Raw genomic sequence first — 19,367 nt, forward strand, 5'->3', positions numbered from 1 at the left:
CCTCTCAGGGCCGGGTCGGGTCGCTGACCCCGGCGTCGGCCGGGGTGACCCACGCCAACGTCAGCCGAGGTCGCAGGCCGCCAGGGACTGCTCGTAGCCGCGGAAGAACGAGTCGGTGCGCTGCTCGGCGGTGCCGTGCGACCCCTCGGCGAACCACGGCTGGTCCGGGTCGTCGCCCACCGCGGCGAGCCCCTCCCGGAACTCCTCCAGGTCGCCGTCCTCCAGCGTCAGGTCACCGGAGCGCACCGAGTCACCCAGGTAGGCGCCGGCCATGCAGTCGGCCTGCAACTCCTGCTGGATGGTGAAGTCGTAGCGGATGCCGAGGCGCACCTGGATGCCGTGGGCGTACTCGTGGCCGAGCAGGTAGAACACGAACGCGTCACCGACCTGCCGGAACGCGGCGACCGACCAGGTGACGTCGTAGGCGATGAAGTCGCCCTGCGAGCAGTAGACGGCGTTGTTGCGCGGCAGTGGCTGCCCGCCGCAGGAGACCTCCCCGGACCGCTGGTAGGGGGTGATTCGCCGGATCGGCTGGAACCGCTGCCCCGACTCCCGGAACCGGGCCGCCCAGTAGCGCTCGGCCACCGCCTGCGCGGCGGCGACGTCGTCGGCGAACTCCGCCACGCTGGTGGTGCCGTCGGCCCGGGTCACCGACGGGTCGGCCGAGCGCGCGGGGCGCTCCGCCCCCGGCTCGGGCCCGGACACCCCGCCGACGAAGCAGCCGGCCGAGACGAGCAGCGCCGCCAGCAGACCGGCGAGCGACGCACGAGAGTGACGTACCGAGCGTGTCCCCACAGTTGCCCTCCCCGGTTCGCGGCGCTGCCCGACGCTCTACCCCGTCGGCGCGTACGCCATGCGATCTTCCCTACGGCCGGACGGACCGGCCGGTTCAGCCGCCGGCCCCGCCGGTCGGCTCAGAAGCCACCCTCGTTGCGGCCGGCCTGCCACGTGTCGGCCTGCGACTGGTGCCGCTGGATCTCGTGCCGCTGCTGGGCGGCCCGGGCGTCGCGGGCGGCGAGGTCGTCGTCGCGGGAGGGCAGCCGGTCGCGGTCGCGCCAGCCGACGTACGCGGCCGCGCCGACCAGAAGCAGGGCCACGATCCCGAGCACCATCCAGGCGGACATGGGCCCACGGTAGAAGGGGCACGCTCGCCGGGGACCCTGACGACTAGGGTCGCGGGGCATGACGAGCTTCGACGAACACGAGCGGCGCCAGTGGGTGGGACGCGCCGAGGCGTACGTGGGCAGCTTCGCGCGGCTGTGCGCGTACCCGGCGGACGCGCTGCTGGACGCGGCGGGCGCCCGGGCCGGCGCGCGGCTGGTGGACGTCGGCACCGGTCCGGGCACGGTCGCCGCGGTGGCGGCGGGGCGCGGCGCGGCGGTGACCGCGGTCGACGCGGAGCCCAGCATGGTCTCGTGGGCGCGCAAGTCGGGCCTGGAGGGCCGGTGTGCGCTGGCCGCGCTGCCGCGGCTGCCGTTCCCGGCCGCAACCTTCGACGCGGCGGTGGCCAACTTCGTGGTGAACCACGTCGGCGATCCGGCCGCCGCGGTGGCCGAGCTGCGCCGGGTCGTCCGGCCGGGCGGGCACGTCGCCGTGACGCTCTGGCCGCACCCGCAGCCGCCGTTGCAGCAGCTCTGGGGCCGGGTCTACGAGGCCGCCGGCGGTCCGCCGCGACCGGACCTGCCGCGGGTGGCCGAGGCGAAGAACATGGCCCGGACGCCGGACGGGATCGTCGGGCTGCTGCGTGGCGCGGGACTGGACGCCGTGCGGTGCGAAACGTTGTCCTGGGTGCACCGCGCCGACCCGGAGGACTGGTGGGCCGGGCCGGCCAACGGCATCGGTCAGCTCGGCCACCTGCTGACGGACGCGCCGGACGCGCTGCGTCGGCGGGTCCGTGAGCAGTACGACCGGCTGACCGCCGACCACCTCGACGCCGACGGGTGGCTGGCGCTGCCCACCGCCGCCCTGCTCGGGTGGGGCCGGGTGGGGTGACGCGGTTCCGCGTCTACGGTTCCCGCATCCAGGTCTTCGGGTCGGTCACGAAGATGCCTTTGCCCTGGTGCCGCCGGATGACGCGCAGCGCTTCAAGCCGCACGTAGACCATCTGGATGGTGGAGGTGCCGACCCGATAGTCCGTCGCCATCTGAGCGATCGGCGGCAGTTTGTCCTCGGGCTTGAGCCTTCTGGCCCTGACCCCAGCGATGATGTCGTCGGCAATGCGGATGTAGTCAGGTGTTGTCGGCATGGCGCTCCTTGCGTGGCTCGCCAATTCGATCACGAACCGCCCGCACACGACAACAACCAGTGGTTGACTTAAACGACTAAGCCGTTGGTCTTGGTTCCGGGCCGCTCCTCGCGTGGCAACGAGTTCGGCTCATCCCCCAGGTCGGGACGGGTGCGCGTGCCCGTCCCGACCCACCGGACCGCGCCGCCGTCGTACCGCTGGAAGGGGTCGTCGTGGCTCAGGTGTATCGAGGCGGCCAGCCCTACCCGGCCGGTTACCCGGGGCGGTTGACGCCGCACGAAGTGCGGACCCGCGAGTTCGCCGCGCGCCGGCACGGCGTCGACCCCGACGAGGTACGCGAGTTCCAGGCCCGCGTCGCCGACGAACTGACCAGCCTGACCGAGACGGTACGGCTGCTCAGCCAGGAGAACGACCGCATCAAGCGGGCCCTGCGCGACTGGCAGACCATGCACGCGCGGGAGTGCCGGCCACCGGAGCAGTAAGGCCTGGGCGACGTTCTTCTCGACCCGGAGCGGACGGGCGCTGAATTAGGGTCGCGGCATGTCCGGAATCGTCGGGCGGCCTCGACGTCCCCGGTGAGCGGCGCCGCCGGCGCCGGCGAGGAGGGGAAGACCGTGAAGTACATGATCCTGCTGTACGGCTCGCAACGGGACTACGACGCGCTGTCCGGGCAGCCCGGTGACCAGCCGGCCATGACACCCGAGCAGGTCGCGGCGATGCACGCGCACATGGAGAAGACCCACCAGGCGTTGGTGGAGTCCGGTGAGCTGGTCGACGCGCAGGGCCTGGCGGCGCCCGCGCACGCCCGGCGGGTGCGGCTGACCGGCGGCGCTCCGGTGGTGACCGACGGACCCTACCCGGAGACCCAGGAGGTCCTCGCCGGTTACACGGTCGTGGAGTGCGCCAGCTTCGACCGGGCCACCGAGATCGCCGCCGGGTTCGTCAACCCCGACGCGCCCGGTGAGTACGTCGACGTGCGGCCGGTCCTCGACGGCATCGAGGACCTGGCCGGCTGAGGGTGACCGGGGACAGCGTCGAGGACCTGCTGCGCGGTCTCGCGCCGCGGGTTCTCGGCGCCCTCGTCCGCCGCTACGGGCACTTCGACACCGCCGAGGACGCCACCCAGGAGGCGCTGATCGCCGCCGCGTCGGCCTGGCCGCGCGAGGGCGTACCGGACGACCCCCGGGCCTGGCTGGTGGCGGTCGCGGCCCGGCGGATGACCGACCTGCTCCGCCGGGAGCAGGCGCGGGCCCGGCGGGAGGACCGGGTCGCCGGGTGGGTGCTGCCGGCCGACCGGGTGGCGCCCGGCGCCGACGCGCCGCCGACCGACGGCGACGACAGCCTCATCCTGCTCTTCCTCTGCTGCCATCCGGCGCTCTCCCCCGCCTCGCAGATCGCGCTGACCCTGCGCGCGGTGGGCGGGCTGAGCACGGCCGAGGTGGCCCGGGCGTTCCTGGTGCCGGAGGCCACCATGACCCGGCGGATCAGCCGCGGCAAGCAGCGCATCCGGGACAGCGGTCTGCCGTTTCGGATGCCGGCCCCGCCGGAACTCCCGGCGCGGCTGGCGGCCGTGCTGCACGTGCTCTACCTGATCTTCAACGAGGGGTACGCGCGGACGACCGGCCCGGGTCTGCTCCGCGCCGACCTGGCGGCCGAGGCGATCCGGTTGGCGCGGCTGCTGCACCGGCTGCTGCCCGACGATCCGGAGGTCAGCGGGTTGCTGGCGCTCATGCTGCTCACCGACGCGCGGGCGCCGGCCCGGCTCGGCTCACACGGTGAGCTGGTGCCGATGGCCGAGCAGGACCGCCGCCGGTGGAAGGCCGACCAGATCGCCGAGGGGGTGGCGCTGGTGACCGCCGCGCTGCCCGAGGGGCCGGTCGGGCCGTACCAGGTGCAGGCGGCCATCGCCGCCGTCCACGACGAGGCGCCCAGCGCCGCCGAGACGGACTGGGCCCAGATCACCGCCCTCTACGAGGTGCTGCGCGAGATCGCCGACAGCCCGGTGGTCGCGCTGAACCACGCCGTCGCGGTGGCCATGAGCCGGGGCGCGCCGGCCGGGTTGGCGCTGCTCGACGGGTTGGCCGCCGACGGCCGGCTCGCCGACGACCCGCGGCTGCCCGCCGCCCGGGCGCACCTGCTGGAGCTGGTCGGTGACCACGCCGCCGCGCGGGACGCGTACCGGATGGCGGCCGGTCGGTCGACGAACCTGGCGCAGCAGCGCTACCTGCACGCCCGCGCGGACCGGCTGGCCGACTGACCGGCGCGCGGTCGGTCGGATCCGAGCGCGTCCGTCGCGCGCCCGGAGCCGCGCCGCCTGCCGCGTCAGGGGCTGGCCGCGAGGAACACGAACGAGGCGAGCAGCACCAGGTGCGCGCCGGCCTGCAACAGGGTGGCCCGCCCGGGCACCACCGTGAGCACACCCGTTATGGCGGTGAGCGCCAGCAGCACCAGCTGGGTGCCGCCGAGGCCGAGCATCAGCGGGCCGTCCAGCCAGATCGAGGCCAGCGCGATGGCCGGGATGGTCAGACCGATGCTGGCCATCGCCGAGCCGAGGGCCAGGTTCAGGCTGATCTGCACCCGGTCGCGGCGGGCCGCCCGACCGGCGGCGAGGGTCTCGGGCAGCAGCACCAGCAGCGCGATGACCACACCGACGAACGACTGCGGCAGGTTCGCCGCGGCGACGCCCGCCTCGATCGTCGGGGAGACGGTCTTGGCGTCGCCGACCACGGCCACCAGCGCGACCAGCAGCAGGCCGAGGCTGAGCAGGGCGGCCTTGCCCGACGGGGGCTTGGCGTGCTCCTCGTGTTCGATGACCCGACCCTGGCTGTCGACGGGCAGGAAGTAGTCGCGGTGCCGGCCGGTCTGCACGAGGACGAACAGCCCGTAGAGGGCGAGCGACGCCACCGCGGCGAAGCCCAGCTGGGCGGGGCTGAACTCCGGGCCGGGCCGGCTGGTGGTGAAGGTCGGCAGGACGAGGCTGAGCGCGGCGAGCGTGATCACCGTGGCCAGCGCGCCGCCGGTGCCCTCCGGGTTGAAGCTCGCCACCTGGCGGCGCAGCGTGCCGATGAGCAGGGACAACCCGAGGATGCCGTTACAGGTGATCATGACGGCGGCGAAGACGGTGTCCCGGGCCAGCGCCTGGGTCTTGTCCCCGCCGCTGATCATGAGCGTGACGATCAAGGCCACCTCGATGACGGTGACCGCGACGGCCAGCACCAGGGATCCGAACGGCTCTCCCACCCGGTGGGCCACGACCTCCGCGTGGTGCACGGCGGCGAGCACCGCGCCGGCCAGGAAGGCGGCCACCACGAACGTGCCGATCGCCGGAAGTTCGCGCCCCCAGGTGAAGGCCAGGATCAGCACGGCCACCAGGGGTACGGAGACGGTCCAGTCGGTCAGTCGGGATCGGAGCAGCGCGGCCATCTACCAACCCTGCCAGAAAATTCGATCATGTGACCAGTGCCCGCCGGAGTCAGTTCCATACCGATCGTTACCGGTGAGGGCCGCCGCGCCGCCGCCGGCCCGAGCGGGGACCGACGGCGGCGCGGACCGGTCAGGAGTACGGCAGGCGGAGCACCGACTGGTTGCCGACGCCCAGCGTGCTGGGGTTGTTGCCGATCGCCGACCACACCTCGACCCGGACCGTGCCGTTGCTGAGCGTACCGAGCGTGCCGGTGGCCGAGGCCAGGCCGGCGCTCTGCGTGTAGTGCTCATAGCCGGGGACCGGGTCGGTGGCGAAGTAACGCCACGTCTCGACCCGTTCCCAGCTGCCGTTGCCGGTCAGGTCGTAGGAGACGCGCAGCTGCACGCCGTTGCCGACCGCCCGGTCGGCGTCGAGGAACAGGTCGAACGCGGTCTGTCCGCCGGCGTACGCCAGGTTCAGGCCGGTCGCCGTGAAGACCTGGGCGTTGGTGGGCGTACCGTCGTGGTTTCCGTTGGCCGCCGCGACGGTGACCGTGGCGGCGCTGCCGGCGGCGCCCAGCCCACCACCGGGCAGCAGGTACCGGGTCGGGTTGCCCGGGGTCGGCGGCGGGGTGGTGGGCGGGGTCGTGGTCGGCGGCGTGCCGCCCGTCGCGTTGCCGCCGCTCCAGGTGTACGCCCCGGTGGTGGCCGTCCGGCCGGCCCCGACGGTGAGCGTGGTGCCGTTGGAGAACGTCACCGTCACCGGCGCGGCGGTCGGGTTCGACGCCACGTACGTGCGCGCCCCGTTGCGCGAGAAGACCGCCGACAGCGGGTGGTTGCCGGTCACCGACGTGTCGACGGTGCCCAGCGCGGCCAGGTTGCGGATCCAGTGGAAGGTGTGCGCCCGGCTCTCGCCCTCCTCCGGGGTGTAGCCGGGGTTGGCGCGCAGGTTCGCCAACGCCGCGTCCCCGTCGCCGAGCGCCTGGAACTGCCACAGGATGTCCTGCCACACCGTAGGCGGGCCGCCGTTGTTGCGCACCAGTTCGGCGTAGTTGGTGCGCACGTAGGCCGGGTTGTTGCCCAGGTACAGGTGACCGCCGGTGACGGGCAGCAGGTTGATGCCCTGGATCATCTCCGGCTCGGCGCTGAACCAGGTCGCGTACGCGCCGCCGTCCCCCCAGACCATTCCGACCGTCGAGTGGCCGAACGCGGACGGGAAGTTCTGGTCACCGGCGTCGAACCAGTACTCCTGGATGGCCGCCGCCTGGGTGGTGTAGAGGAAGATGCCGGCGTCACGGACCGCCGTGTCGCCGGTCACCTGCCCCCACTGGATCAGGGCGTTGGCGAAGTTCATCCCCTCCGACGAGGACTCCTGGTTGTTGCCGGCGCCGAACGAGCCGTGCCCGGACGCCCAGTCGTGGCCGGCGTAGATGTCGAAGTCCCGCAGGTAGGGGAAGCGGGTGTCGTCGCGGCGGTAGTTGTTGGCGTCGCGGATCAGCAGGTCCACCATGCCGCCGTAGCGGCTGGCCGAGGCCCACGTCGGGTCGAACTTCGCCAGCGTCGCGGCCGCGGCGATGTAGTAGCCGTAGTGGAAGTGGTGGTCGTTGAGCTCCTGGTCGGAGCCGTAGGACGCCGGGTAGCCGATCAGGGTGCCCCAGTTGGCGTCGTAGTAGAAGACCCGGGACGTCTTGCCGCTGGACGCGGTGAACCAGTCGGTGAGGGTGGTCCGGATCGCGTTCAGCGCGCTGTCCCGCGTCGTGGTGTCGTTGACCAGGTCGGCCACCTCGGCGATCCGGGCGGCCCGGCCGAGGCCCTTGCCCGTCCAGTAGGTGTCGTTGCCGCGCTGGTCCATCGGGTTGCCTCGGGCGGCGGCCAGGTGGCCGGTGAGGGTCGCCAGGTCGGCGCCGCTGCCGTCACCCACCGCCGGCAGCTCCGGGAGCACACCCTGGAACTTCATCGCCGTACGGAACTGGGTGACGCCGGTGAGCACCTTCATCCGCCCCCGGGCCGACGGGTAGGTCGGCGTGATCGGGGTGGAGCCGGTCAGGAACTTCCACTGGTGCGGGTAGAGGCTGACCACGGTCTGCGTCGCGGACCCCTCCCGGGCGGTCGTGGTGAACGCGTACGTCGTGGTCAGGCCGCTGGTCGCCGGGTCGTAGACGTACGAGACCCGGGTGCCGGTGACGTGGGCGTGCGCGTACTGGGCGTAGGTGGCGGCCAGGCTCGCCCGCTCCGCGGCGCTGCCGGTCGGCGGCAGCAGCGCGACGGAGAAGTAGCCCCGCCCGGCCAGCGTGGAGGAGATCCGGCTCCCGCCGACGCTCCAGCCGGCGCCGCTCGGGGCGAACGCGACGTAGTCGTGGCCGTTGACCCGGAACCCGAGGGTGGCCCCGCTGCTCGACCACACCTCGGGGGCGCCGGAGGTGTTGATCACCGCGTCGCCGCCGCTGCTCTGGAAGTACGCGAACGGCAGGCCGTGGCCGATCGTGGCGCGCAGCGTGCGGGCGCCGTCGCTCCAGTACGGGCTGACCGTCCAGTCGGACCAGCCGTCGACCCGGACCACGGGCGCGGCGAGCCCGGCCACGCCGACCCGGATGTCCTGCACGTACGGGAAGTGGAACTCCCCTACGCCGGTGGCTGTACCGCTGATGGCGGGCGTGGAGTTGGCGGAGAAGCCGAGGCCGTCGCCGAAGGTGTCGTACGAGACCGGGTGCGCGTGCAGCGGCTCGCTGTAGGCGCAGTCGAGGCGCTTCCAGAGCAACGACGACCACCAGTCGTTGGTGGGGACGGCGCCGGCGGGCGCGTTGGCCGTGACGAACTGCCGGGGGTTGGTGGACATCTGGCCGCAGCCGCTGGGGAGCGGGCCGACCGGGGTCGTGGTGTAGCTGCCGGCGCCGACGGGCGCGGCCTCGGCGGCGCGGGTGAGGGGGACCGTGAGGCCGCCGACGAGCAGGGCCAGCGCGGTGCCGGCGACCAGGGCCCATCGGCGGTACGGGACGGGAGGTTTCATGCTGCCTCCATCGCGGGCCGGACCGGGGCGGGGGCGGCCCGGCCGGCACTCCAATGTTCGGTATGGACGGGAACGTCGGCTGAGAGAGCGCTCTCTCGCCCGCACGGTAATCGAGCACTGAGAGCATCGTCAATGTTTCCAAGGGGTTCCACGCTGATGTCGCGATTCGAAACCCACCCGTCGCCCGGTGCCCACGGAGTTCGTGGCCGAGCGGCTCCGCGGCCCTTACGCGGCCGTGCGGGCTCCGCGGCCGGGCCGGCTCCGCGGCCGGGCCGGCTCCGCGGCCGGGCCGGCTCCGCGGCCGGGCCGGCTCCGCGGCCGGGCCGGCTCCGCGGCCGGGCGGCTTACCTCGTAAGCCCTATGACTGTCCGTCATAGTTATGACGCACAGTCATGGACCTCATCGGACAACCGGCGGCCGCCGCCGCCCACGCGGTCCTATTCAGCGCTCAACTGCTGCGCGAGCCTCTCCAAGCCACCCTTGATCAGTTGGCCGTAGTCGTCATCGCCGAGCGCGCCGATCCCCGCCTGTGCTCGCTGGAGACATTCCCGCGCCCGTGCGAGATCGCCGAGCTTGCGGTAGCACTCACCCAGGTTGACATGCAACGACGGATACAGGCTGGCCACCGACATCGGCACCCCCGCCTCGGCAACCCGCGCATCGGTGAGCAGGTCGGCCGCCGCCAGCGCCCGCCGGTCCCAGACCAACTCCTGGTGGACGTCGTCCTGCACGTCGGCCATCGAGTGCGAGGACGCACACGTGCAGGGGATCACCCTGCTCCCCGCCGATCCCATCCCAGAGCTGGGCGAACACGTCGCGGGCAGCCGCACGCCGGCCCTGCTGATGATGCAACTGCACACCGTCATTGATACGGGCGAGCGTCGCATCGCTCATCACCGGTTGCTCCCGCACAGTCGTATCGCGACAGTGACGTTGATCGTACTCCGCCGCGCTGTCGGGCTGCCGGCCGCGCCGCCGTCGCGTCGTCTGCCGATTAACTCACGCAACGGCTACCGTGGCCGAAAAGAACAATCACCAGTGACTGTCGGCAAGAGCGGGTGACCATGGACCACATAATTCGATCAACGCTCTCCAACACCATGGCCTGCATCGGCGCCGAGCTCAAGCTGATGCCACTCAGCCGCTGGAACGAGTCGATCTTTCGCTACTTCTTCTGTCGGCAACTCGCAGGCACAAACCCGAGCGTGAATCAGTTCGTAGAGTGCGACCGCATCGACCTTGTGTTGCACAGCGCAGAGGAGAAGGCGTTCGTCGAGTTCAAGTTCTACCTGCACCCGCGCAAGTTCGATCCCTACACGGGTAACTCGCTGGGGTTCAAAGGCGGCCCGAGCCTTCAGAACCTGGCCGAGTTTCGGAAATGCGTCGATCACCTCCACGGGCGAAGCCTGACGCCCGGCCTGTCCAAGTACATCATCCTCGTCTACGCCGATCCGGCCGACGGAGGCAGCACCGGGAGCAGGTACTCGGTTCACTACGACAACTATCTCCATTCCGACGAGAAGGTCATCCTTGACCTCCTGTCGGCTGAAGGGCCCGTCGAGTCGGAAGAGGGCCACGTGCGGGCCAGGCTCTTCGCCGTCCGTTGACCGCACGTTCCGCGGCGGCCCGCACGCTGGTCGACCTCAACGTCTCCGAGCTGGCCGTCCCATGATCTTCACCGGCGAAACCTATCAGCGCCTCGCATCCAGCGGGTGCCCTGACGGCGGGTGCCACGACTTGACACGCATCGACCGTGAGGACTGCCCGAGCGGCCGATTCGCCGCCGCATTGATCCGCAGGAGGGTGGGGGCCTGACCATCATCGGACCGACGGCAGCAACGGAGGTCGCCGTAATGGACTCAACGAGGCGGACGGCACTGGTCGCGGGCGGATTCTACGTCCTCACCTTCGTGTCGATACCGACCGTCGCCCTGTACGGTCCGGTGCACGACGCCGACTACATCGTGGGCACCACCTCAGATAACCCTGTCGTCGTCGGCGGAATCCTTGAGGTGATCGTCGCGCTCGCCTGCATCGGCACGGCCGTCGCGCTGTACCCGGTGCTCAAGCGACACGGCGGAACCCGCGCGCTGGGCTTCGTCAGCGCCCGGATCCTCGAAGCCGCCGGCATCTTCGTCGGCGTCGCGAGCCTCCTGACGGTCGTGGCGCTGCGACGGGCCGACGTGGGAGCGGACGCGCTGGTCACCGGGCAGGCGCTGGTCGCCTTCTACGACTCGATCTTTCTGCTCAGCCAAGGCTTCCTGCCAGCCGTGAACGCCCTGCTGCTGGGCTCCCTGCTCTACCAGGCACGCCTCGTGCCGCGGGTGCTCCCCGTGCTCGGGCTGATCGGAGCTCCCCTGCTCGTCGTATCCGACGTCGGCACACTGTTCGGAGCCTGGGACCGGCTGTCGCCGGTGGCGGCGGTCGCGGCCCTGCCGATCGCGGTGTGGGAGTTCTCGCTCGGCGTATACCTGATCGTCAAAGGCTTCAAGCCCACCGCGCCCACCGCGGGAACGGTCACCGCTGACGCCCGGCCCATCCAGGACGCCGCCGTCTGAGCACCCTCGAACGGCGACCATGACGTCTTCGGTCGGGTCCCTCAGCGGCCCTCTACAAGGGGCGTCGAGCGCGCAACCCCGTCCGACAACTGCCCGCGTCCGCCGCAATACGCTGCACATCATGCATGGGTTCACCGACGTCGACCGCCAGTCGGACCCGGACTCGTGGGTCGACGTACTCGACCGTCTCACGGAGGAGCCTTTCTACCGGGCATACCAGGAGCGGGTTCGCGAGTTGCTTCGTCCGATGCCCGGCCGTCGATACGTCGAAGTCGGCGCCGGCGCAGGGGCGAGCGCGGCCCGCCTGAGAGACGCACACGATGTCAGTGTGACAACCGTGGATCGGTCGCTGACCATGGCTGCTGCCATGCGGGCCCGAGGACTCACCCAATGCGTGGTCGCCGACGCCCATCAACTCCCGTTCCTCAGCAACTCCTTCGACGGGGCATGGGCCGATCGCACGGTGCAACATCTCGCCGACCCGCACACCGCGGTTGAGGAACTTGTCAGGGTCGTACGTCCACATGGCCGCATCGTCCTCGCGGACCCCGACTACGACACTCAGGTGCTCGACATCGCCGATCAGAATCTCGCCCGGCGCGTGCTGAGGTTCCGGGCCGATGTCCTCCTCCGCAACGGCACCCTGGCACACCAACATGCTGGTCTGCTCGCCGCACTCGGCCTGGTCGACATCACCGTCGAGCCCCGGACGCTCCTGGTTCGGGACCCGACCGCGGTCGACAACGTTCTCGGCCTCCGCAGTTGGGCGGCCACGGCGGCTCACCGCGGAACACTCGACCCCACTGAGGCTCGGGCGTTCGAAGAGCAGTTCGACGAGGCCGTCAAAGCACACCGGTTCACCTACGCGGTCACGTTCTTCCTGACCGCCGCCACCGTCGCCTGAGACGGAAAGCGCCCGCTAGGAAAACATCAGACGCGCCCGTACGCCCAGCTAGATCTCCAGCCGCAGTCCAGCCCACCGGTCCAGCCATCCCTTGGCCTCGACGCGACGCCGCACCTTCGCGCGGCCCTCAGCGTTGTTGAAGGCTGGAGACGGGCGAACAACCATTCCCACGAGATCGGCCAGCCCATGGCAGGACACCAGGCGAACAGAGTCACCCCGCAACGTAACCGCGACGCACGTTGCCGTCTCGGGCCAGCGCGATATCGCGTCCACGGCGGACGTGTAGGGCTCATCACCGTTGCGCAGATGCATCCGTGCTTGATTACGAATCTCCCACGGCACCCCGGGCAGGGCCACCGAGGCTCGGGCTTCGGCGCGGGCGTCCTCGCGTAGGTCCCGCTTCTCCGGGTCGAAGTAGGCGACATCAACGTCGCGCTCCGGCGAGACCGGGAGGTTGCTGATCGTGTCCCAGACGCGGTTGCGTACGAAGCCGGCACCGATCCACCAGTCCGGTAACCCAAGGTCGGCCGCAACCCGAAGGACTCTCATCGCTCCCGGGTCTGATTCGATGACGCCCACCACGTCCTGCGCGCTCATGACCATCCCGCACATCAATCCACGGAGGACAGGAGGCAGTCCACGCGGCCGGAAAAGACTACTTGGCGTTGGAATGATGCGCGATCTTCCCTGACCAGCAGAAAGGGCCGCCGTAGCGGCCCTGACCTGCGGTTTTGGCTCTTAGGATCTTCCGCGAACTTCCACCGTCTTCCGGGCGCATGTGCCCCGGATGTGCCCCAACACGGAGGGTGTCACTCCCCCGCCGACGACCCGTCCGGCCTCTTCGGCATCTTCGCCCCGGGCATCCGCAGGTACCAGCGGATGAAGTCGCGGATGAGCGACGACCTGTCGGCGCCCTGCTTCGACGCAGCCGCGCCGAACCGCTCCCAGACATCAGGGTCTACGCGAATCGGCCGCGTCGGAGTGCCTCTCGTCGGTGCCATCTCATCTCCCGGTCATCGAAGTTGACCAGAGGCTATCCCCTTGCGGTGTAGCTACACAAGCCGCTAGGGTGTAGCTACACCCAACCCCATAAAGCGGCCCCCGGCGGTGCGGTCACACCAACCGAGGGCCTTGATCGCCTAGTAGGAGGCGACCCGTGAACATCTTCGCATCCGCACCCGTTCCGCCGGCGAACCGGCTCATCGACGCTCCCACCACCGACCTGGCGGCGCTGCGCCGTAACCGGCCGGCGGACTCCCGCTTCCCGACGAACGGCACCTACGTCAGCCGCGGCGCCCGCCCGACCATCTGCCCCACCTGGTGCAGTGAGGACCACCGCGGGCAGGTCACCGAGGTCGACGGCTTCTCCGTCGGCGTCGGCCACGAGCAGATCGTGCTCGACCTGACCGCGAGCGACCCGGCGTGGACGAGCCGGCCGGCGACCGCCCGGGTCCTGGTCGAGTCCACCACCGAGCGGGGTGAGGTCGTCACCGAGCCGCGCATCGTGCTGACCGTCGCCGAGGACGACCACGGCCACTACGCCGGCGGCGAGGACGTGCAGGGCTGGACGGGCACCCCCGAGCAGGCCGTCGCGCTGGCGTACGCGCTGATCGAGGCCGCGGCGATCCTGCGGGGTGACGCCCGATGAGGTGGCTTCTCCTGATCATCCCCGGCGGCCTGGCCGTGCCGACCGCCGTGTTCCTGATCGCCCGCGCCCTGGTCCACCGCGACACCGCCTCGGTCTACCAGGCCCGGTACGTCGGTGAGGTTCGGGTCGCCAACGCCGAGGCCGCCGCGCGTGCGGCCCGCCGCCAGAAGGAGACGGTGTGATGACCGCACGCAGCAACGGCCTCAACCTCGCCCAGAAGGGCATCCTGTGGGGCCTGCCCATCGCGCTGACGGCGCTCGCCGTCGCGTGGACCCTCGTGGCCGTCGGCGGCCTGCTCGCCACCCAGGCGCCCACCTGGGTTGCCTACAGCGCGGGCGCCCTGTTCGACCTCGTGTGGGTGTCGGCGATGCTGCACGAGCGGGCGCACCGCCGGTCCGCGTCGGTGTCCCGCACGCCCACCCTGCTCGGCTGGCTGCTGCTGGCCGTGTCCGTCGCCGCCGTGCTGGTTCACGGCCTGGCCGCCACCACCGTCCCGATCGCCGTCATCGGCGCGGTCATCCCCGTGCTCGGCAAGCTCACCTTGCAGATGGCCCTGTCGACGGCCGCGGTGCGGATCACCGACGACGCGCAGCGGAAGGTCGACATGGTGCGTTCCCGCGGCCGTGACGCGATCGCCGTGGCGCGTGCCATCGACGAGGTGAAGGCGGCCAGCGAAGCGGTCGGGGCCGAGCACACCGCCCGCGACTACCGCTCCCGGGTTCGGGCGCACGCCCAGGTCGACGACGCCCGCAAGGCGTACGAGTCGGCGTTGCGGGACCGTGCCGACGACGCTGGCACCGTGCCGGCCGGTGAGCTGCCGTCGTTCGGCCTGATCTCCGACGACGACATTCGGGCGCTGCTCGACTCGATGACCGTCGCGGCCGTCACCGCTGGTGGCACGCCCGGCGGCACGGGCGAGGACGGCTACGGCACGCCCGACGACAAGGCCCTGCAGATGCTCGCCGCCGAGGTGTACGCCGCCGCCGAGGTGGACGAGAACCCGCCGAGTCTGCGGGAGTTCCGCCGGCGGATGCGGGAGGCGCTGACCGAGCGCCGGTGGAAGGCGTCGACCGCGCTGGTCGACCAGCTGTACCGCCACGAGAAGGCCCTCCGCACCGGACAGGAGCACTGACTCATGAGCAAGTTCTCGTTCGGCAACGTGTTCGGCGACGGTGGCGTCAACCGTGGCGGTCAGACCATGAAGTGCCCCTGCGGCAACGAGACCGACTGGGTGTGGATGTACAGCGACTCGGAGAAGACCGAGGGACTGTGCGGCAAGTGCGGCCGGACCGTGACCATCCGGGACAAGCGCTGATGCCCGACGGCGACTGCACGCTGTGCCCCGAGCTGCTCACCCGGCTCGGGGCCACGGCCGGCGGCCTTCGGGCCCTGGCCGACCTCATCGAGTCCGAGACGGTCGAGCCCACGATGCCGTGGCGCGACCTGCTCCCCACCATCGCCCTCCGGGCACGCAACCTCGCCGAGCAGGCGGAAGGACGGTACTGACCATGACGACCCTGCCCATGGAGTACGACGACGAGCGGCACGTCATCGAGGCCGACCAGCTCGGCGGCCCGGTCGACGCGCCAGACCGCAAGGCCACGTTCGCCGACGTGGTGTCCCGCACGGACGCCCGCCGGCCGATCGTCCCCGCGGTGCTGCGTTCCCCGGACGGTCGCCGGGCGCTGGCCCGCTGGTCCGCCGGCTACGGCGCCCACACGGCCGCCTATCACCTCACCCGCACGCCGAAGTACATCGCCAAGGTGGCGATGTACGCGCCTCGAGGGGCGTGGCGGGCCACCGCCAAGGTGGTGTGGTGGGGTGCCGGTGGCCGCGAGAACTTCCACCTGCGCCAGGAAGCGGCCAACAAGAACGACCCGCACACCTGGCAGGCGCTCAACCGCACCCGCGCCAAGGAGTCGGGCGCCCGCTGGTGGGTCATCGGTGCTGGTCTGCTGCTCGCCCTGGCGGCCGTCGTCGGCGCCGCGGTCGCCGGTATGCCGCCGGTCGGTTGGTACGCCGCCATCGTCGGCCTGGTCCTGCTCGCCGCGCACTACGGGCGGCCGGCGGACAAGCCGATCCTCGACCGGGTGACCACCAAGGCGGCGTTCACCAAGCTCACCGCCGAGATGGTCCGCAACGCGGTCGTGGCGCTGTCCATCGGCGTCAAGGAGCCGGGACAACTCACCTTCCCGCCGCCCGGCATCCACAAGGACGGTCCGGGCTGGCTCGCCCGGTTCAACCTGCCCGGCGCCATCGTCGCCACCAAGGTGCTGGAGAACCGCGACGGCCTCGCCGCGGCGCTGCGGCTCCCCGTCGACCAGGTGTGGCCCGAGGTCGGCCCCGACCACCCCGGCCAGGTCGACCTCTGGGTTGGGTATCAGCCGTCGTCGAAGATGGGTCAGCCGCGGTGGGCGCTGGCCGCCGAGAACGCCCGCACGTCGGTGTTCGAGCCGCACCCGTTCGGCACTGATGCACGGCAGCGTCCGGTGTCCACGGTGCTGTTCGAGCGGAACTTCCTGGTCGGTGGGCAGCCTGGCAGCGGCAAGACGTACGCCGCCCGCACGCTGGCGACCATCGCGCTGCTCGACCCGACGTGCGAGGTCAAGATTGCCGAGTTCAAGGGCGTCGGCGACTTCCTGGACGTCGCGCCGCTGTGCTCGACGTACGTGGTCGGTGTCGATGATGAGGCGTTCGAGCAGGGGCGGAGCATCATCGCGTGGGCGCTGGCCGAGTGCGAGCGCCGCGGGAAGCGGATCCTGGCCGCCAAGCAGCGCGGCGACGCCCCGCACGGGAAAGTAACCCCGGAGCTTGCTGGCAAGCGCGGGTCGGGCCTGCACCCGGTGGTGATCGTGCTCGACGAGGTACACGAGCTGTTCGCCGCCTGCCCGGACGCCGCCGAGATGGCCGAACGCGCCATCAAGCGCGGCCGCGCGTTGGGCATCATCTTCGTGCTGGCCACGCAGATCCCCGACCGGACCAGCCTGCCGCCGAACATCACCCGCTGCGTCACCGGCCGGTGGTGCCTGTCGGTCGGCGACCAGGTAGCCAACGACATGATCTTGGGTACCGGCGCGTACAAAAGGGGCTTGACCGGCACCGTGTACCGGCCCGGCGTCGATGCCGGGTGGGGCGTGCTCACCGGCATCGACAAGCCGGGGTCGGTGCGGTCGTTCTTCCCCAAGCCGGAAGTCACCGCGGCGATCGTGGCCCGCGCCGCCCAGCTGCGCGGCCAGGCCGTCATCGGTGAGGACGTCGAGCGGGTCGAGGCGCGCGACATGCTCGCCGACGCCCGCGCGGTGCTGCAGCCGGGTGAGTCCGGTCTGCCGTGGGCGGTGCTCGCCGAGCGTCTCGCCGAGCTGGCGCCCGAGTTCTACACGGGACTGACCGCCGAGATGGTCCGCGAGTCGCTCGCCCGCTACGGCGTCGAGTCGCAGGACGTGAAGTTGAAGGGCAGCCGCAGCAACGTCAAGGGTGCTCGCCGGACCGCGCTCGACGCGGCCCAACAGCGCCAGGAAATCACCGCCGAATAGTGGTCGCGGCGCTGGTCGCGGGACGCACCCTGGTCGCGGAAGTGCGACCACACCCGCGACCAGCCCTGGCCAGCGCAAACCCCCGATGGTCGCGTGGTCGCGGCACCCCCGCCGCGGCCCCGAAAACACCCCCAGGAGGCACCCCGTGAGAGGCACCCTGACCGCGACCGGCATCATCCTCGCCGTGCTGGCCGCCTACGCCCTGTCGTGCGCCGTGAGGCCGTTCCGCGACTGCTGGCTGTGCGACGGCAAGGGCCACCACCGCAGCAAGCGCAACGCCAAGCTGAGCCGCCCGTGCCGCTGGTGCAAGAGCAGCGGCAAGCGCCTCCGGTTCGGCCGGCGGGCGTGGAACAAGGCCCGGGACAAGTACCGGGCAGCCTGACCAGACACAGCGAGAGGCCCGCCAGGCGCGATCCTGGCGGGCCTTTCGCTGTGTCTACGGGGCGTGACGTCCCCTTGGGAAAAAACGCCGGAGAAAGATATTCACTAGGCCGGGAAGGGCGCTGCCGGGCCGGAGGGGCGGTGGTCCCCCTGGGTCATCCGGATCGCCTCAGGCTGCCCGAGCGGCGCAGGGCTGGCGGGCCGCCTGCGCGGTCGCCCTTCGTCCTGTTGCACGCCTTGTGGCTGGCGGCGGCGTTGCTGATGTGGTCTGCCCCACCGCGGGCGAGCGGGACGACGTGATCGAGCTCGAAGCTCATCGGGTCGGTGTGGGGCAGGTCGTAGTCGATCGGCTCCCCGCAGAGGTGGCACGGAGGGCGACCGCGGGCGAGGGTCTCGCGGATTCGTCTGCGGATGGTGAGGTTCCGAGCAGGCATGGCGGCCTCCTCTCGTCCTGCCCCCCTGTGGCGTGGGGCTCTGTGTGTGTCAGCGATCTAGGCCGGGAAGTGCAGGGGCGGCCCCCATCACGGGGACCGCCCCCAGGGGGTCACGCCGCGGCCTGCCGCATCGGCTTCATGGCGTTGCGCTGTGCCGTCTCGGCGGCGATGACCGCCTGCTGCCGCTGTCCGTCGACACGCCGGCACCGTCCGACGAACTCGGCGGGGCTGGCGAGGCTGAGCCTGTGCCCGGCGGCGATGACCTGGCTCGGCTTGGGTCGGTAGCCAAGGTCGTCGAGCTGCTCGGCGGTGAGGTTGGCGAGGATGAGCGCCTTCTTGTTGTGGTCGATGTTGACCAGCCCGGCGGACTGGGCGGTGAGGACCCAGCACTGGGCGACCATCTCGACCCGGGCGGCGGCTTCGCGTGCGGTCGCCCAGGGCGTCATCTGGGCGGGCCGGAGCTCGGCCATGGCGTTGGCGTCGTCCAGGTTGAGGCCGTCGCCGATCATCTCTCTGGCGGCGGCGATCACCTTGTCGGCTTCGACGATGACGGGGGTGAGCGCGTCGAGGATCGCGGGCGCCGCCTCGTCGAGGGCGTTGCGTCGTCGCTGCTCGATCTCGTCGCCGAGGATGGTGGCAACGCCGGAGTCGGTGAGTTGCTGCCGGGCCAGTTCGGTCAGCACGGTCTGATCGGTAGCCAGGTCCCTGTCGGCCAGGAGGGCGTCGAGGACGGCCTTGCGGAGGGCGCCGGGGCGGGGGAGCTTCGTGGCGCGGGAAGCTGCCGCCTCCAGCTCGGCGAGGGCGTCGGTGAGGGTGGCCGGCAGGGTGAGTCCGAGGTTGCGGAAGTGCTGCCGGGTGAGGCTCAGTGCCGCGCGGGTGTTGAGGATGGCGCTCACGGTGTGGGTGCTCCTTAGGTGGTCTGGGTGATCAGGGCAGTTGGAGGTTGGCGCGGTGGAACAGCTCGGCGGCCCATTCGCGGGTCTCGGCGTCGCCGGTCAGCGGTCCGGGGCCGACGGTCGCGCCTTCGCGGGGAACCACGTTGCCTGTCTTGGGGTCGGCCGGCGGCTTGGCCGGCTCGGCAGGCCGGGCGGCCCAGTTGTCGTCCTCGTGCTCGGCGAACAGGTTGCGGGTGTACTCGCGCATCTCGCGCTCGTCGTCGGTCATGCCTTGGTTCCTTCCTGTCGTCCCCGGCCGCGGCCTGTGCCGCGTCTCGTGCGGGGTTTGGTGCGTCGGCGGGTGGTGCCCGTACCCCTCG

The 19,367-nt window shown here is 71.3% G+C and carries 25 protein-coding genes; 15 read left to right on the forward strand and 10 right to left on the reverse strand.

Annotation, left to right across the window (positions count from 1 at the left end; all coding sequences use genetic code 11):
• Nucleotides 1–60 precede the first annotated feature (60 nt).
• Both ACIBTV_RS21180 and ACIBTV_RS21185 read right to left on the reverse strand, forming a co-directional pair.
• Nucleotides 61–795: a neutral zinc metallopeptidase gene (locus tag ACIBTV_RS21180; protein WP_396707287.1), complete on the reverse strand. Its 735-nt coding sequence runs from the start codon at nt 793–795 to the stop codon at nt 61–63.
• Nucleotides 796–914: 119 nt separating this feature from the next.
• Nucleotides 915–1,124: a hypothetical protein gene (locus tag ACIBTV_RS21185; protein ID WP_396707289.1), complete on the reverse strand. Its 210-nt coding sequence runs from the start codon at nt 1,122–1,124 to the stop codon at nt 915–917.
• A gap of 58 nt (nt 1,125–1,182) precedes the next feature.
• Here ACIBTV_RS21185 and ACIBTV_RS21190 point away from each other — a divergent pair, with 58 nt between their 5' ends.
• The gene (locus ACIBTV_RS21190) at nt 1,183–1,992 is read left to right on the forward strand and encodes a class I SAM-dependent methyltransferase (protein ID WP_396707290.1); all 810 of its coding nucleotides are present in this window, start codon (nt 1,183–1,185) and stop codon (nt 1,990–1,992) included.
• 13 nt (nt 1,993–2,005) lie between these two features.
• Here the strand turns inward: ACIBTV_RS21190 and ACIBTV_RS21195 are convergent, their stop codons facing one another.
• Complete coding sequence (locus ACIBTV_RS21195) at nt 2,006–2,245, reverse strand: winged helix-turn-helix domain-containing protein (RefSeq protein ID WP_396707292.1); 240 nt, start codon at nt 2,243–2,245, stop codon at nt 2,006–2,008.
• Between the two features lie 212 nt (nt 2,246–2,457).
• Between ACIBTV_RS21195 and ACIBTV_RS21200 the strand changes: the two genes are divergently transcribed.
• The 3 genes from ACIBTV_RS21200 (at nt 2,458) to ACIBTV_RS21210 (ending at nt 4,502) form a co-directional block, all read left to right on the forward strand.
• The gene (locus tag ACIBTV_RS21200; protein WP_396707294.1) at nt 2,458–2,727 is read left to right on the forward strand and encodes a DivIVA domain-containing protein; all 270 of its coding nucleotides are present in this window, start codon (nt 2,458–2,460) and stop codon (nt 2,725–2,727) included.
• A 93-nt stretch (nt 2,728–2,820) separates the two neighbouring features.
• On the forward strand, nt 2,821–3,261 hold the full coding sequence (locus ACIBTV_RS21205; RefSeq protein WP_396707296.1) for a YciI family protein: 441 nt from the start codon (nt 2,821–2,823) through the stop codon (nt 3,259–3,261).
• Nucleotides 3,262–3,263: 2 nt separating this feature from the next.
• Nucleotides 3,264–4,502, forward strand: a complete 1,239-nt coding sequence (locus ACIBTV_RS21210) for an RNA polymerase sigma factor (RefSeq protein WP_396707298.1) — start codon at nt 3,264–3,266, stop codon at nt 4,500–4,502.
• 65 nt (nt 4,503–4,567) lie between these two features.
• Here ACIBTV_RS21210 and ACIBTV_RS21215 read toward each other — a convergent pair whose 3' ends face one another.
• From ACIBTV_RS21215 to ACIBTV_RS21225, 3 genes are all read right to left on the reverse strand, one after another.
• Entirely contained in the window at nt 4,568–5,668 is a 1,101-nt protein-coding gene (locus tag ACIBTV_RS21215) for a calcium:proton antiporter (RefSeq protein WP_396707299.1), read from the reverse strand.
• Between the two features lie 130 nt (nt 5,669–5,798).
• Nucleotides 5,799–8,654: a glycosyl hydrolase gene (locus tag ACIBTV_RS21220; protein ID WP_396707301.1), complete on the reverse strand. Its 2,856-nt coding sequence runs from the start codon at nt 8,652–8,654 to the stop codon at nt 5,799–5,801.
• Between the two features lie 437 nt (nt 8,655–9,091).
• On the reverse strand, nt 9,092–9,394 hold the full coding sequence (locus ACIBTV_RS21225) for a tetratricopeptide repeat protein (protein WP_396707303.1): 303 nt from the start codon (nt 9,392–9,394) through the stop codon (nt 9,092–9,094).
• A 19-nt stretch (nt 9,395–9,413) separates the two neighbouring features.
• Between ACIBTV_RS21225 and ACIBTV_RS21230 the strand changes: the two genes are divergently transcribed.
• The 4 genes from ACIBTV_RS21230 to ACIBTV_RS21245 all read left to right on the forward strand — a co-directional run bounded on the left by ACIBTV_RS21230 (nt 9,414) and on the right by ACIBTV_RS21245 (nt 12,116).
• Nucleotides 9,414–9,716 carry a hypothetical protein gene (locus tag ACIBTV_RS21230; RefSeq protein WP_396707305.1) on the forward strand — a complete coding sequence of 101 codons (303 nt, stop codon included), beginning with the start codon at nt 9,414–9,416 and terminating at the stop codon, nt 9,714–9,716.
• Nucleotides 9,713–10,261, forward strand: coding sequence for a hypothetical protein (locus ACIBTV_RS21235; protein WP_396707307.1), 549 nt, complete (start codon nt 9,713–9,715; stop codon nt 10,259–10,261). Before ACIBTV_RS21230 ends, ACIBTV_RS21235 begins: the two co-directional genes overlap by 4 nt.
• Nucleotides 10,262–10,507: 246 nt before the next feature.
• A complete protein-coding gene (locus tag ACIBTV_RS21240) occupies nt 10,508–11,212 on the forward strand; it encodes a DUF4386 domain-containing protein (RefSeq protein ID WP_396707309.1) in 705 nt (234 codons plus the stop codon).
• A 121-nt stretch (nt 11,213–11,333) separates the two neighbouring features.
• Complete coding sequence (locus ACIBTV_RS21245) at nt 11,334–12,116, forward strand: methyltransferase domain-containing protein (protein WP_396707311.1); 783 nt, start codon at nt 11,334–11,336, stop codon at nt 12,114–12,116.
• A gap of 48 nt (nt 12,117–12,164) precedes the next feature.
• Here ACIBTV_RS21245 and ACIBTV_RS21250 read toward each other — a convergent pair whose 3' ends face one another.
• Nucleotides 12,165–12,713 carry a nucleotidyltransferase family protein gene (locus ACIBTV_RS21250; RefSeq protein WP_396707313.1) on the reverse strand — a complete coding sequence of 183 codons (549 nt, stop codon included), beginning with the start codon at nt 12,711–12,713 and terminating at the stop codon, nt 12,165–12,167.
• Between the two features lie 559 nt (nt 12,714–13,272).
• Between ACIBTV_RS21250 and ACIBTV_RS21255 the strand changes: the two genes are divergently transcribed.
• The 7 genes from ACIBTV_RS21255 (at nt 13,273) to ACIBTV_RS21285 (ending at nt 17,679) form a co-directional block, all read left to right on the forward strand.
• Nucleotides 13,273–13,764: a DUF6907 domain-containing protein gene (locus ACIBTV_RS21255; RefSeq protein WP_396707315.1), complete on the forward strand. Its 492-nt coding sequence runs from the start codon at nt 13,273–13,275 to the stop codon at nt 13,762–13,764.
• Nucleotides 13,761–13,946: a hypothetical protein gene (locus ACIBTV_RS21260; protein WP_396707316.1), complete on the forward strand. Its 186-nt coding sequence runs from the start codon at nt 13,761–13,763 to the stop codon at nt 13,944–13,946. The genes ACIBTV_RS21255 and ACIBTV_RS21260 overlap by 4 nt, the downstream gene beginning before the upstream one ends.
• Entirely contained in the window at nt 13,946–14,896 is a 951-nt protein-coding gene (locus ACIBTV_RS21265; RefSeq protein WP_396707318.1) for a hypothetical protein, read from the forward strand. The genes ACIBTV_RS21260 and ACIBTV_RS21265 overlap by 1 nt, the downstream gene beginning before the upstream one ends.
• Nucleotides 14,897–14,899: 3 nt before the next feature.
• Entirely contained in the window at nt 14,900–15,079 is a 180-nt protein-coding gene (locus tag ACIBTV_RS21270; protein ID WP_396707320.1) for a hypothetical protein, read from the forward strand.
• Nucleotides 15,079–15,270 carry a hypothetical protein gene (locus tag ACIBTV_RS21275; protein ID WP_396707321.1) on the forward strand — a complete coding sequence of 64 codons (192 nt, stop codon included), beginning with the start codon at nt 15,079–15,081 and terminating at the stop codon, nt 15,268–15,270. The genes ACIBTV_RS21270 and ACIBTV_RS21275 overlap by 1 nt, the downstream gene beginning before the upstream one ends.
• Nucleotides 15,271–15,272: 2 nt before the next feature.
• Nucleotides 15,273–17,297, forward strand: a complete 2,025-nt coding sequence (locus tag ACIBTV_RS21280) for a cell division protein FtsK (protein ID WP_396707323.1) — start codon at nt 15,273–15,275, stop codon at nt 17,295–17,297.
• Nucleotides 17,298–17,442: 145 nt separating this feature from the next.
• The gene (locus ACIBTV_RS21285; protein ID WP_396707325.1) at nt 17,443–17,679 is read left to right on the forward strand and encodes a hypothetical protein; all 237 of its coding nucleotides are present in this window, start codon (nt 17,443–17,445) and stop codon (nt 17,677–17,679) included.
• Between the two features lie 154 nt (nt 17,680–17,833).
• Here the strand turns inward: ACIBTV_RS21285 and ACIBTV_RS21290 are convergent, their stop codons facing one another.
• From ACIBTV_RS21290 to ACIBTV_RS21300, 3 genes are all read right to left on the reverse strand, one after another.
• Nucleotides 17,834–18,112 carry an HNH endonuclease gene (locus ACIBTV_RS21290; RefSeq protein WP_396707327.1) on the reverse strand — a complete coding sequence of 93 codons (279 nt, stop codon included), beginning with the start codon at nt 18,110–18,112 and terminating at the stop codon, nt 17,834–17,836.
• A 110-nt stretch (nt 18,113–18,222) separates the two neighbouring features.
• The gene (locus ACIBTV_RS21295; RefSeq protein WP_396707329.1) at nt 18,223–19,008 is read right to left on the reverse strand and encodes a hypothetical protein; all 786 of its coding nucleotides are present in this window, start codon (nt 19,006–19,008) and stop codon (nt 18,223–18,225) included.
• Nucleotides 19,009–19,039: 31 nt separating this feature from the next.
• A complete protein-coding gene (locus ACIBTV_RS21300; protein ID WP_396707331.1) occupies nt 19,040–19,276 on the reverse strand; it encodes a hypothetical protein in 237 nt (78 codons plus the stop codon).
• Between the last annotated feature and the right edge of the window lie 91 nt (nt 19,277–19,367).

It is taken from the genome of Micromonospora sp. NPDC049366, assembly GCF_044466625.1.
Classification (GTDB): domain Bacteria; phylum Actinomycetota; class Actinomycetes; order Mycobacteriales; family Micromonosporaceae; genus Micromonospora.